The 12,744-nt window shown below is 73.7% G+C and carries 11 protein-coding genes; 8 read left to right on the forward strand and 3 right to left on the reverse strand.

The window, feature by feature from the left end:
• Window positions 1-30: 30 nt before the first annotated feature.
• Together EV383_RS17050 and EV383_RS17055 are read left to right on the forward strand one after the other, a co-directional pair.
• Entirely contained in the window at window positions 31-1,719 is a 1,689-nt protein-coding gene (locus EV383_RS17050; RefSeq protein WP_130290829.1) for a formate--tetrahydrofolate ligase, read from the forward strand.
• Window positions 1,720-1,796: 77 nt separating this feature from the next.
• Window positions 1,797-2,204 carry a VOC family protein gene (locus EV383_RS17055; RefSeq protein ID WP_242623154.1) on the forward strand — a complete coding sequence of 136 codons (408 nt, stop codon included), beginning with the start codon at window positions 1,797-1,799 and terminating at the stop codon, window positions 2,202-2,204.
• A gap of 24 nt (window positions 2,205-2,228) precedes the next feature.
• Here EV383_RS17055 and EV383_RS17060 read toward each other — a convergent pair whose 3' ends face one another.
• On the reverse strand, window positions 2,229-3,812 hold the full coding sequence (locus EV383_RS17060) for a Na+/H+ antiporter (RefSeq protein WP_130290830.1): 1,584 nt from the start codon (window positions 3,810-3,812) through the stop codon (window positions 2,229-2,231).
• A 166-nt stretch (window positions 3,813-3,978) separates the two neighbouring features.
• Here EV383_RS17060 and EV383_RS17065 point away from each other — a divergent pair, with 166 nt between their 5' ends.
• The 4 genes from EV383_RS17065 (at window position 3,979) to EV383_RS17080 (ending at window position 7,076) form a co-directional block, all read left to right on the forward strand.
• Window positions 3,979-4,512 carry a YbhB/YbcL family Raf kinase inhibitor-like protein gene (locus tag EV383_RS17065; RefSeq protein WP_130290831.1) on the forward strand — a complete coding sequence of 178 codons (534 nt, stop codon included), beginning with the start codon at window positions 3,979-3,981 and terminating at the stop codon, window positions 4,510-4,512.
• Between the two features lie 78 nt (window positions 4,513-4,590).
• On the forward strand, window positions 4,591-5,163 hold the full coding sequence (locus tag EV383_RS17070; RefSeq protein ID WP_130290832.1) for a hemerythrin domain-containing protein: 573 nt from the start codon (window positions 4,591-4,593) through the stop codon (window positions 5,161-5,163).
• Window positions 5,164-5,165: 2 nt separating this feature from the next.
• Entirely contained in the window at window positions 5,166-5,987 is an 822-nt protein-coding gene (locus tag EV383_RS17075; protein ID WP_242623155.1) for a family 1 encapsulin nanocompartment shell protein, read from the forward strand.
• 165 nt (window positions 5,988-6,152) lie between these two features.
• Complete coding sequence (locus EV383_RS17080; RefSeq protein ID WP_130290833.1) at window positions 6,153-7,076, forward strand: hypothetical protein; 924 nt, start codon at window positions 6,153-6,155, stop codon at window positions 7,074-7,076.
• 115 nt (window positions 7,077-7,191) lie between these two features.
• Here EV383_RS17080 and EV383_RS17085 read toward each other — a convergent pair whose 3' ends face one another.
• The gene (locus EV383_RS17085; RefSeq protein ID WP_130290834.1) at window positions 7,192-8,883 is read right to left on the reverse strand and encodes a class I adenylate-forming enzyme family protein; all 1,692 of its coding nucleotides are present in this window, start codon (window positions 8,881-8,883) and stop codon (window positions 7,192-7,194) included.
• Between the two features lie 137 nt (window positions 8,884-9,020).
• Between EV383_RS17085 and EV383_RS17090 the strand changes: the two genes are divergently transcribed.
• Window positions 9,021-10,124, forward strand: a complete 1,104-nt coding sequence (locus EV383_RS17090; RefSeq protein WP_130290835.1) for an AbrB family transcriptional regulator — start codon at window positions 9,021-9,023, stop codon at window positions 10,122-10,124.
• Between the two features lie 81 nt (window positions 10,125-10,205).
• Entirely contained in the window at window positions 10,206-11,801 is a 1,596-nt protein-coding gene (locus EV383_RS17095; RefSeq protein ID WP_130290836.1) for a hypothetical protein, read from the forward strand.
• Between the two features lie 35 nt (window positions 11,802-11,836).
• On the opposite strand, the gene EV383_RS17100 is transcribed toward EV383_RS17095, so the two are convergent.
• Window positions 11,837-12,736, reverse strand: a complete 900-nt coding sequence (locus tag EV383_RS17100; protein ID WP_130290837.1) for an ABC transporter substrate-binding protein — start codon at window positions 12,734-12,736, stop codon at window positions 11,837-11,839.
• Between the last annotated feature and the right edge of the window lie 8 nt (window positions 12,737-12,744).

Genomic DNA, 12,744 nt, shown 5'->3' on the forward strand with positions numbered 1-12,744 from the left:
CCCCCGATCCACCATCGACGAGGAGAGCCCGTGGACGACCTGCAGATCGCGAAGGCGGCCCGACTGCTTCCACCGACCGAGGTGGCCGGCGCGATGGGCCTGGACCCCGCTCTGCTGGAGCCCTACGGCAACGACGTCGCGAAGGTCCGCCTGGACGCGATCGAGGCGCTGGCCGACCGTCCCAAGGCCAAGTACGTCATCGTCTCGGCGATCACCCCGACCCCGCTGGGCGAGGGCAAGACGACCACCACCGTCGGCCTGGGCATGGCGATGGCGCGGACCGGGCGCAAGGCCGTGATCGCGCTGCGGCAGCCCTCGATGGGCCCGACGTTCGGCATCAAGGGCGGCGCCGCGGGCGGTGGCTACTCCCAGGTCGTGCCGATGGAGAAGCTCAACCTGCACCTGACCGGCGACTTCCACGCCGTCACCGCGGCGCACAACATGCTCTCCGCGGTCCTGGACAACCACCTCTACCAGGGCAACGAGACCGAGATCGAGCCGCACTCGATCACCTGGCGCCGCGTGCTCGACGTCAACGACCGGGCCCTGCGCAACATCGTGACCGGGCTCGGGACGCGGGTGGACGGGGTCCCCCGCGAGACCGGGTTCGACATCACCACCGCCAGCGAGGTGATGGCCATCCTGGCCCTGGCCACGTCGCTGACCGACCTGCGCGAGCGGCTGGGCCGGATCGTCGTGGGCTACACCGGCGAGGGCAAGCCGGTGACCTCGGAGGACATCCGCGGCGCCGGGGCGATGGCGGCGATCATGCGCGACGCGCTGGCCCCGAACCTGATGCAGACCCTGGAGAACACGCCCGCGCTGGTGCACGCCGGGCCGTTCGGCAACATCGCGCACGGCAACTCCAGCATCGTCGCCGACCTGGTCGGCATCCGGAGCGGCGAGTACCTGATCACCGAGGCCGGGTTCGGCGCGGACATGGGCGCCGAGCGGTTCTTCAACATCAAGTGCCGGGCCTCGGGCCTGGTCCCGGACGCCGCCGTGATCGTGGCGACGGTGCGCGCGCTCAAGGCGCACTCGGACAAGTTCAAGGTCGTGGCCGGCAAGCCGCTGCCGGAGGCGATGCTCGCCGAGAACCCGGACGACGTCACCGCGGGCGGGGCGAACCTGCGCAAGCAGATCGAGAACATGCGCCTGCACGGCGTCTCCCCGGTCGTCGCGATCAACGCCTTCCCCACCGACCACCCCTCCGAGCACGCCGCGATCGCGGCGATCGCCGAGGAGATGGGCGCACGCTGGGCGGTCTGCACGCACTTCGCCGACGGCGGCGCCGGCGCCACCGACCTGGCCGAGGCCGTCGCGGAGGCCGCGGAGGAGCCGTCGCAGTTCGCGTTCCTCTACCCGGACTCGGCGTCGCTCAAGGAGAAGATCGAGACCGTCGCGACGAAGGTGTACGGCGCGGACGGCGTCGACTACACCCCGGCCGCGACCAAGCAGCTCGACTCCTACGAGGCCAACGGGTTCGGCTCGCTCCCGGTCTGCATCGCCAAGACGCACCTGTCGATCTCCTCGGACCCGGCACTCAAGGGCGCCCCGACGGGCTGGCGGCTGCCGGTCCGGGAGGTCCGGGCATCGGTCGGTGCCGGGTTCGTCTACCCGATCTGCGGCGACATGCGCACCATGCCCGGCCTCGGCGCGACCCCGGCCGCCCACTCGATCGACCTCGACGAGCACGGCGAGGTCGTCGGCCTGTTCTGACCCCCCGTGCGCGGATATCACCGCCATGGCGGTGATATCCGCGCACGACCCGCTCCACCAGCATCTGGAGGCCGGCCGTGCCGGACGAGACCCTGCCCAGCCCGACCGGGCCGGACACCACCAAGCCCACCTCGGACGCCCCGGCGAAGATCGGCAACGTGCACCACCCCGTCGGTGACGTCGGGGCGGCGGTCGCGTTCTACACCGACGCGTTCGGGCTCCCGGCCCTTTTCACCGACGGCGACCGCTACGCCGCCCTCGACGGGGGCGGTGGCACGAAGCTCGCCCTCGCCGGGCCGGAGGAGGACCTGACCGCGGGAGTGGCCGCGGCGTCGTTCAAGGTCGCCGACGTGGCGGCCGCACTGCAGGCCGTGACGACGGCCGGCGGGTCGGTCGTGCGCGAGCCGGAGGCGGGCCCGCACGAGACCCGTGCGGTGGCGAAGGACCCGTGGGGCAACGTCGTGATCGTCTACGGCCCGCGCTGACCGTCCTGCCGGCGACGATCCGGCTCAGTCCAGCAGGACCGTCCGCAGGTCCAGGCGGCGCAGCACCCGGTCGACGGCCTGCGGGTCGACGCCGGGCTCGCGGCGGGCCGCGAGCACCTCGGCCCGGGCGGCGGACAGCGCTGCGGCCTGGGCGGTGTTGACCCGCTCCCGCGTCCGGCGCAGCGTGGCCAGGCGCTGACGGTCGTCCTCGCTCGCCGGTTCGCCGCTGAGCACACCCTCGAGCCGCTTCATCCGCTCGCGCATGCCGGTCGCGACGTCGTCGGGCACACCCTGGACCTGCTGCTCGAACTCCATCGTGGCGACCGCGGCGCGGCGCGCCCGCAGGACGATCATCTTCTCGGCCTGCTTCTCGGCGTCGGCCTCGGCGTCCACCCCCAGTGCCCGGACCAGCAGCGGCAGGGTGAACCCCGGGATCAGCAGCGTCGTGAACAGCACCGACACCGCGATCAGGACGATCTCGGTGCGGCCGGGGAACGGCGTCCCGTCGGCGGTGGTCAGCGGCAGCGACAACGCCAGGGCGAGCGTGGCCAGCCCGCGCATCCCGCACCACGTGAGCAGGACGGCCTCACGGCCGGTCCGGGGTGCGGCCGAGGAGTCGCTGCCGCGCCGCACGACCCGCCACGCCATCGTCATCCACGCCGCCCGCACGACGATCACCACCGCGCACACGACGACGGCGTGGCCGAGCATCCGGGGCAGGTCGTCGCCGGCGTCGATCAGGACCTGGCGCAGGTCCAGCCCGATCAGGCCGAACGCGATGCCGGTGACCAGCAGCTCGACGACGTTCCAGATCGAGGTCTGGGTCAGGCGCTCGGCGGCCTCGTCGGCGTCGGCGTTGCGGCGAAGCTGCAGGGCCAGCACGACGACCGCGATCACCCCGGAGGCGCCGAGCTCGTCGGCGGCGAGGTAGGTGGCGAACGGCAGCACCAGGGTCAGGGCGCTGCGGCCGGTGGTGTCGGTCAGGCGCGCGAGCACGCTCTGGGCGAGCCAGGCCACCGCCAGCCCGATCAGCACCGCGCCCAGGGCCCCGGCGACGAACCGCAGTCCCAGGCCCGCCGGGCTCAGCTCGTCACGGCTGACCGTGGCCAGCACGGCGGCCTGGAAGACCACGAGAGCCGTCGCGTCGTTGAACAGCCCCTCGCTCTGCAGCACCGACAGCAGCCGTCGCGGGATCCGGACCGTGCCCGCGACCGCCTCGACGGCGACCGGGTCCGGCGGCGCGACCATGGCCCCGAGCGCGACCGCCGCGGTGAGCGCGATACCGGGGATCAGGAGCGTGGCCGTCCCGGCGACGGCGGCGACCGTGACCACGACCAGCGCCACGGCCAGCAGCGCGATCGAGCGCCACCGGGCCCGGAACACCGCCCACGAGGTCCGCTGCGCGGTGGCGAACAGCAGCGGGGGCAGGAACAGCGGCAGGATCAGGTCGGGCTCGAGCGTGAACATGTCCGGCAGCCCCGGGACCAGTGCCACCAGCACGCCGATCACGACCATCAGCGCCGGCCACGGCAGCCGGAGCCGGTCCCCCACCCCGACCAGCAGCACCGCGGCCAGCATCAGGCCGACGACCAGCAACAGGATCTGCACCCGGTCACTGTGTCACTCCGGTCCTCGGGTCACCCGGATCAATGGCCGGGGCCGGGGCCGCGGTCCGGATCGGCGCGGACCGTTCGTCCGTGCCAGGATCGCCGGTGGCCGCGGGCCCGCCCCGCAGGTCATGACCGTCCACCCCGGACCGGAGGTGCGCACAACCATGTCCCGCAATCCCTACGACGAGCTCCCCCAGGTGCCGTCGTTCGACCTCACCAGCACCGATCTCACCGACGGCGCCACGCTGTCCACCCCGCAGCTGTCCGGAATCTTCGGTGCCGGCGGCGAGGACGTCTCCCCGCAGCTGTCCTGGAGCGGTGCTCCGGAAGGCACGAAGTCCTACGTCGTCACCGTCTACGACCCGGACGCCCCGACCGTCGCCGGGTTCTGGCACTGGGCCGTGTTCAACATCCCCGCCTCGGTGACCGAGCTGCCCACCGGCGCCGGTGACGAGTCCGGGTCGGCGCTCCCCTCCGGCGCCGTCCAGCTGCCCAACGACGCGAGCCTGCCCCGCTACCTGGGTGCCGCCCCGCCGCCCGGACACGGCCCGCACCGCTACTACGTCGTGGTGCACGCGCTGGACGTGGAGAGCCTGGAGGTCCCGGCCACCGCGACGCCGACGTTCCTCGCGTTCAACATGTTCGGCCACACGCTGGCCCGGGCCACGATCGTCGGGACCTACGCCAACCTCAGCTGAGCGCGCGCCCGGCGCAGGTCACCCGGGCGGGCGGTCATTCACCGAGCCGACTGCCCCGTACCGTCGTAACCTGCGCCGGTGCCCGACATCACCACACTGATCCTGGACGACCACAACTGGTTCCGTCGTCAGTTCGCGGCCCTCGACGAGCTCCAGGCCCGCGACTCCAGTCCCCGTGAGCTCTCCCGGCTCTGGGAACCGCTGGCCGCGCGTCTGGACGTGCACGCCATCGCCGAGGAGAAGATCTTCTACCCGCACCTTCTCGAGCACGGGGAGAACCCCGAGGACGAGACCCTCGACGCCATCGGGGACCACAACGAGATCCGCGACGGCGTCGCCCAGGCCGAGCGCAGCCCGGTCGGCAGCGGCCAGTGGTGGGAGGGGGTGTGGAGCGCCCGTCGTGCGAACGACGAGCACATGGGCGAGGAGGAGAACGAGGGCCTCGCCAACTTCCGCCTCAACGCCACCACCGGCCTGCGCGACGCGCTCGGCCAGCAGTTCACCGAGTTCCTCGACGCCCACCCCACCACCGAGGGCCTCGACAACTCCGACAAGGACCCCGAGGGGTACGTCGAAGCGGTCGAGGCCGAGATCGACCCGCCCGACCCGACCCGTGACGGGCTCGGGATCGGCAGCTTGAAGGAGAAGTAGACGTGGCTGTTCATGACCACCTCATGCGGGACAAGGCCCCGATCCCGACGACGTCGTGGAAGGCGATCGACGACGAGGCCCGCGAGCGCCTGACGCCGCTGCTGGCCGGACGCCGTCTCGCGGACTGGACCGGTACCGCCGGCTGGCAGACGTCCTCGGTCGACCTCGGCCGCTCGCTGCGCCTCGACGGGCCCCCGCCCGGCGTGGCCGTCGACGGCATCAAGGCGCGCCTGCGCCGGGTGCAGCCGCTCGCCGAGTTCCGGGTGCCGTTCTCGGTCTCCCGCGACGAGATCGACGACCTGCAGCGCGGCGCCCAGGACCCCGAGTTCGACGACCTCGCCCGCGCCGCCCGTGAGGCCGCCGCGATCGAGAACCGCGCCATCTTCCACGGCTGGCCCGAGGCCGGCTTCGAGGGCATCGCCGGCGTTTCGCCGTACGACGCGGTGACGCTGGGCGACAACCCGGAGGGCTACCCCGGCGTCGTCGCCCGCGCGGTGGACCAGCTGCGCCGCAACGGTATCGAGGGCCCGTACGCGATGGCGATCGCGCCCGAGGGCTACACCCGGATCGTGGAGACCGCCGAGCACGGCGGCTACCCGCTGTTCGAGCACCTGAGCCGGATCCTCGGCGGGCAGATCCTGCGCGCGCACGGCCTCGACGGCGCCGTCGTCGTCAGCCAGCGCGGCGGGGACTTCCTGCTCGACGTCGGCCAGGACCTGGCGATCGGCTACTCCGACCACGACGCGAACGAGGTGCACCTCTACCTGGAGGAGAGCTTCACGTTCCGCGCCGTCGAGCCGGACGCGAGCGTCTGCCTGCGCTGAGCCCCCGCTCCGCCACCCGTGCACCCCCGTCGGCCTCCGGCGGGGGTGCGCGCGTGTCCGGGGCCTGAACGAGAGTGACCCTCGTTGCGTGTCGTGCCTCGACGGTCACGGTCGTTGCGGCGGGGGTGCTCGCGCCGGGACCGGTGGGGCGGCAGGGTGTGCGGTGTGGACGCGGTCGAGCAGGCGCAGGCGGAGTTGTACCTGCTCGCGCCCGAGGACTTCGTCGCCGAGCGGGACGCGCACGTCGCCCGGGCCAAGGAGGCCGGTGACAAGGACGCGGCCAAGGCGATCGGGGCGCTGCGACGCCCGTCGCGGCCCGCGTGGCTGACGAACCTGCTGGTCCACGACCGCCGCGACGAGGTCGAGGGCCTGCTCGGCCTGGCCGACACCCTCGCCGACGCCCAGCGCTCCCTCGACGGCGGCGCACTGCGGACGATCTCCGCGCAGCGCAGCAAGCTGGTCGGCGCGCTGTCCCGGCAGGCCGCCGCCCTGGGGCGCGAGGCCGGGCACCGGGTCGACTCCACACTGGAGCGGGAGGTCCGGACGATCCTCGAGTCCGCCCTCGCCGACGCCGAGCTGGCCGAGCGGGTGCGCTCCGGACGTCTGGTGAAGGCCGAGCAGCACGCCGGCTTCGGCCCGGCGCCGGACGAGGGCGCGGAGCCGAAGCCGTCCCGCCCGGCCCGGGACCGCCCGGGCCCGGGCTCGGGGGACGTCGGGTCCGGCGGCGGGTCCGGCTCGGGCTCCGACGAAGAGACCCCCGACGACGCCGAGGCGCGCCGTCGGGAACGTGAGCTCGCGACCGCGCGGGCCGAGGCCGACCGCGCCCGCGAGGCCGCCGAACAGGCGCAGGAGCGTCACGAGACCGCGCGTTCCGAGGCCGAGGCCGCCGAGCGTCGCCGCGACGAGGCCCGCGACCGCGTCACCGAGCTGATCGAGGCCCTGGAGCAGGCGCGCACCGACGCGAGCACGGCGAACAAGGAGGCGCACACCACCGCCTCCGCCGAGAAGGAGGCGGCCCGCGCCGCCCGCACGGCCGAGACCGCCCGCGACCGGGCCGACGCCGCCGTCCGCGAGCTGCAGGACTCCTGAGAACAGTCCGGTCCCACCTCACACCGGTTGGGTGCACCTCACACGGCGTGGACGGTCTGTGAGGTGCACCGACCCCCTGTGAGGTCGGGGGGGCGGGACGTCGGCACGGCCGGGGTCAGGCCGGGCCGGGCAGCGTGGTCCGCAGGTCGCGCTTGCGGATCTTGCCGGTGGCGGTGCGCGGGAGGGGCTCGTCGGACCAGTGCACGTGAGCCGGGGCGGCGAAGGCCCCGACCCGGGCGGTCACGGCGGCGCGGATCGCGTCGTCGTCGCGGGCGGCACCGGGCTCGGCGTGCACGATCGCGGCCACCTCCTCCCCCAGCGTCGGGTGCGGCACACCCAGGACGGCGACCTCGACGACGCCGGGCACGTCGTGGATCGCCGACTCCACCTGCGCCGAGTAGACGTTCTCGCCGCCGCGCAGCACGACGTCCTTGAGCCGGTCGACCACGTACACCCAGCCATCGCGGACGAGGCCGAGATCGCCGGTGCGGAACCAGCCGTCGACGAAGGCGGCCGCGTCGGCGTCGGGGTTGTTCCAGTAGCCGCGGACGATGTTGGGCCCGCGGAACCACAGCTCGCCGATCTCGCCCTCGGCCGCGTCCGGGCCCTCGCCGTCGGCGGTGGCGATGCGCAGCTCCGCCCCGGGTGCCGGTCGTCCGACGCTGTCCGGGTGGGCCTGGTAGTCCGGGCCGGAGTTCGCGCAGATCGCGGACGTCGTCTCGGTGAGGCCGTAGCCGTTCGCGGCTCCGGCACCGAGGTCGCGCCCGATCCGGGTGACCAGCTCCGGCGGGATCGGCGCCCCGCCCATGCCGATCGTGGTCAGCGACGCCAGGTCGGCCGGGTGCTCGGCGGCCTGGTCGACGAGCGCGGCCATTGTCGAGGGCACGCCGGCGGTGCGGGTCAGACGCTCGTCGCGGACCAGCTCGCGGGCGGTGTCGGGGTCCCAGTGGTGCAGCGTCGCCAGCTTCGCCCCGCCCAGCACGGCGCCGACGAGGCCGTTGATGCCGGCGATGTGGAACATCGGGTAGGCCAGCAGCGTCCCGGGCTCGGTGCTCGGAGTGGTGCCGGCGAGCAGTGACCCGGCGCGTCCCTGCAGGGCGACGTTGAGCAGGTTCGTGCAGTGGTTGCGGTGGGTCCCGACCGCGCCCTTCGGACGACCGGTGGTGCCGGAGGTGTAGAGGATCGTGGCGACGTCGTCCGGTCCGACGCGGGCCTCCGGCACCGTCGCGGCGGGATCGAGCCCCTCGACCACGTCGGCCCATTCGCGCACGCCCTCCGGAGCGGGGCCGTCCCCGCGGACCCGGACGACCGCGACGCCGTCCGCCGGGACCCCCTCCGCGGCGAGCAGATCGGTCCGTTCGGTGTCGGCGACCACCATGCGCGAGCCCGAGTCCTCGACGGCCCAGGCCAGCTCGGAGCCACTCCACCAGGCGTTGAGCGGGACCGCGACCAGCCCGGCGACCTGGGCGGCGAAGAACACGACGGGCCACTCCGGCAGATTGCGCATCGCGATCGCGACCCGGTCCCCCGGCGTCAGAGCGTGGTCGTGGAGCAGGGCGCGGGCCAGCCCGGCGACGAGCGTCAGGTGCTCGCGGTAGGTCCGCCGCTCGCCCCGGTAGACTGTGAACGTCGCGTCGCCGAACACCTCGGTGCCGACGACGAGCTCGCGCAGCGTGTGCGGACCGCGCCGGTAGACGCGCATCGGGCGGCCGTCCACCTGTTCGGTCGCCAGCTCGAACTCGCCGCCCGGCGCGGTCAGACCCGCGATCACCGGGCCCAGCCCGACCTCGTCCGCGTGCTCGCCCACCCGCCACCTCCGCTGTCTCGACGTCGTCGTCAAGGTCGATGGTGCCCTCTCCGGACCCGGGACGGGGTGTGGGATTTCACGGCGCAAAGATCGCTCGCGGTTCGGCGGCCCAGTGGGCGGCTGCCTACGCTCGGGGGATGGGCGTGCTGACCGAACGACGGCGGGAGCGCCTGCGGGCCGTCGCCTGGGGCCGGTGGGCACTGCTGGCCCTGCTCACCGTCGCCGTGACGGTGGCGCTCGGTGCCGTCGACGTCCCGTCCCCCGCCCTGTTCGCCGGGCTGTTGGTCGCGACCGTGCTCGCGCTGCTCGGGCGGGGACCGTCCCGGGTCGCGAAGCCGGCGACGGCCGGGGCGCAGGCCGTGATCGGCGTCGTCATCGGGCTCCTGGCGCGTCCGGACACCCTCGCCACCGTCGCCGCCGACTGGCTCCCGGTCCTGCTGATCAGCCTCGGGACGCTGGTGGCGAGCATGGCCGCGGGCCTGCTGATGGGCGTGGCGCGTGGGGTCTCGCCGCTGACCGGGATGCTCGCGCTGACCGCGGGCGGGGCGTCCGGCCTGGTCGCGATCACCCGCGAGCTCGGCGGCGACGAGCGGATGGTCGCGGTCATCCAGTACCTGCGCGTCGGGCTGGTGACGGCGACGATGCCGGTCGTCGCCGCGCTCGTGTTCGGGGCCGGGCACGTCGGGTCCGGCGGGAGCGGGGACGCCGGGACGGGCACCGCGCCCTGGTACATCGGGCTCGGCGTCACGGTCGTGTGCTGCGCGGTCGGGATCCCGCTGGCGCGCCTGAGCCGGGTGCCGGCCGGGTCGCTGCTCGGCCCGATGGTGATCGCGCTGGCGCTGAGCCTGGCCGGGCTCTCGTTCGACGCCTCGGTGCCGTCCCTGCTGGTCGACGTGGCGTACGCGGTGATCGGCTGGCAGGCCGGTCTGCGGTTCACCCGCGAGGCGCTCGGCACCGTCGTCCGGGTGCTGCCGCTGGCCACCGGGCTGATCTTCGGCGTGGTCGCGCTGTGCGCCGGGCTGGGCCTGCTGCTGTCCTGGGCGACCGGGATGACCCTGCTGGAGGGCTACCTCGCCACCACCCCGGGCGGGGTCTACGCGGTCCTGGCGACGGCGATCTCCTCCGGCGTCGACGTGACGTCGGTGGTCGCGGTGCAGGTCCTGCGCGTGATCCTGATGCTGATGGTCGCGCCCTATCTGGCCCGCCTGGTCGGCCGCCGGTTCGGTTCCGCGACGGGCTGACGGTCCTGACGACGTTCACAGCTGCAAACGACTTGGTCTCGGACCCGGCTGGGTTCCCCGCCACGCTGTCAGCCTCGACAGGTGCGTACCGAGTCCGGGATATCGGTCAGGGCCCAGCGGCGCGGATGGACCGTGCTCGGCGGGGTGGTGGCTCTCGCCGTCCTGCTGTCGTCGATCCGCGGAGGGCCGTTGAGCCCCCGGCCGTGGGAGAAGGACCTGGGGAACCCCGACGCCGCCGGGACCCCGGCCCAGTTCCGGCCGGACCGCGGCATCGAGCCGATGACCGTCACACTGCGGCAGATGGACGCCTGCGCCCTGCTGGCCAGGGCGATGGGCGACGCTGTAGGTCCGGTCCGGGGTGACCTGGTAGCGACGGCGCCGCACACCTGCGCGACCTCGGCCGGACGCATCTGGACGGAGGTATCGGTCGGTGCCCTGATCACCGACGGCGAGAAGTGGCGCGCTCGCCCGGTCGTAGCCGGTGGCGTCCGGGCCTACCTACAGGCGGAGGACCCGGACGGCCGGTACATGCCCGCAGGCTGCGATGCGTTCGTGCCGGTCACGTTCCGGATGGGGCTGCGTCTCGTGGTGAGCTCTCCTCCCGGCAGCGATCCGTGCTCGACGGTGACCCGGCTGGTCGAGAAGGCCGTCCCACACCTGCGCGACGGGTCGGATCTGACCATCAGGATCGGGTCCCGGGCTCCGCTGGGGGCCGGCGACGCCTGCATGCTGCTCGCTGCAGTCGTGCCGGAGGCGCCCACCCGATGGCCCGGCACGGAGCCGAGGATGGGTCACCGGACGTCGACGGTCGACGGTTGTACGGCGCTGGTCGCCCCCGAGCACGAGATCGCGCTGGCGGCCGAGTACGACGACCTTCCCGGAGGGGCCGGTGTTCACGCATCGGACAGTGGCTGCATCGTCACGGTGCCCCTTCCCCAGCCGGACGAGCACAGTGATCCGGGTGTCGAGGTGACCGGGCGGTCCCAGATCACACTGACCGATACCGCTCCCGACTGCGCAACTGCCCGCCGCGCGGGAGACCGCCTCCCGTCGGCCTTGTCCACCGTGCCCAACCCGGATCCGGCAGCCCGGCCGGTCCGGCTGTTCGCACCGGACGAACCCGACGTCGACCCTGTCGGTGCATGCGCCGACGCGCCCGTGCCGGAGTGCCGGATTCCACGACAGGTCACTCTCCCCGGCCAACCCCGCAACATCCTGGCCGCGTCCCACGCCAACACCGCGTACACGTGTGCGCTGGCGCAGCATGCGGTACACCGCTGGTTCGGCCCACAGATGCAACCCGCGATCTACGGGGACTTCTGTCATTTCGTCGACGCATCGCACGAGGTCGATGTCATGGTCTCGGCAACGGACAGATACCGGCTCGGACCGGACTCGGAACCGGCTCCACGCCCGACCGGCCGCTCCGGCCCGATCGACGGGCACGAGGTGCACTACACCGAGAGCGGGATCAGCGGCTATGGGCAGGACCACGAGTGGACGGTGGCCGCCGGGACCGGGCCCACAGGATCGGGCGTGATCACTGTCGACGTCATCCTGAACCCTGCTCGCGGTGTCGACCCCGGCCTCGGCTCGCATCCCCCGGTGAACCGGTCCGTCCTGCCCCGGGGCGAGCAGGTCGTCACCGACATCCTGCGGGAGCACTTCGCGGAGTGAGAACCGGTCGTGCGCGGATATCGCTGCCGGGGCGACTATTTCCGCGCACGGGCGCCGAAGGCGCGCACCCGCCCGGGTGGGGGTTCCGGGACGGCGTCGGGGTGCAGGGCCCAGGCGATGGCCTCGATGCCGTCGACGAGGCGGGGTCCGGTCCGGACGACGAACGACGCCGAGTCCAGCGCGACCACCGGTACCCCGGGCGGGAGACGGTCGCGGACCGCCTCGGCCTGGGCGATGGCGTCGTCGAGGCCGAAGCCGCAGGGCGCGACGAGGACGACGTCGACCGGGCCGGGCATGTCGGACCACTCGAACCCGACGCTGCGCCCGCCCGGGATCGCCCCGACCGCCTCTCCCCCGGCCCGCGACACCAGCTCGGGCACCCAGTGCCCGGGAAGGAACGGCGGGTCGGTCCACTCCAGGGCCAGCACCCGCGGCACCGGGCGTCCGGCGACGGCCGCGGCGATGGCGTCGAGGCGGGCGTGCAGCCCGGCCAGGAGGGCGTCGGCGGCCGGGGCCGCGCCCGCGGCGTCGGCGACCTCGGCGATCACCGAGAACACCTCGTCGAGCGTGTGCGGGTCGAGCGAGAGCACCCGGGCGTCCGTGCCGATCGCCGTCTGGGCCTCGTCCACGGTGGCCTGGGGCAGCGCACAGACCCGGCAGAGGTCCTGGGTGAGGATCAGGTCGGGGTCGGCCCTCGCGAGGGTCTCGCTGTCGAGGGAGTACATCGGCAGGCCCCGGGCGGCACGGTCGCGGACGACGGCGTCGATCTCGGCCGGCGTCATGCCGTGCGGCAGCGCGGTGTCCACCACGACCGGGCAGCGGTCGCGGATCCCGGCCGGGTGGTCGCACTCGAACGTGACGGCGACCAGCCGGTCGTCCAGGCCGAGTGCGCCGACGATCTCGGTGGCCGCGGGCAGCAACGACGCGATCCGCATGCATGGAG

The organism is Pseudonocardia sediminis, assembly GCF_004217185.1.
In the GTDB taxonomy this organism is placed as follows: Bacteria; Actinomycetota; Actinomycetes; order Mycobacteriales; family Pseudonocardiaceae; genus Pseudonocardia; species Pseudonocardia sediminis.

What these genes read in the sequence shown, in the direction of transcription:
- EV383_RS17065 (WP_130290831.1), top strand. Translation starts at nt 3,979, where the DNA reads ATGTCCCGCAATCCCTACGACGAGCTCCCCCAGGTGCCGTCGTTCGAC.
- EV383_RS17090 (WP_130290835.1), top strand. Translation starts at nt 9,021, where the DNA reads ATGGGCGTGCTGACCGAACGACGGCGGGAGCGCCTGCGGGCCGTCGCC.
- EV383_RS17100 (WP_130290837.1), bottom strand. Translation starts at nt 12,736, where the DNA reads ATGCGGATCGCGTCGTTGCTGCCCGCGGCCACCGAGATCGTCGGCGCA.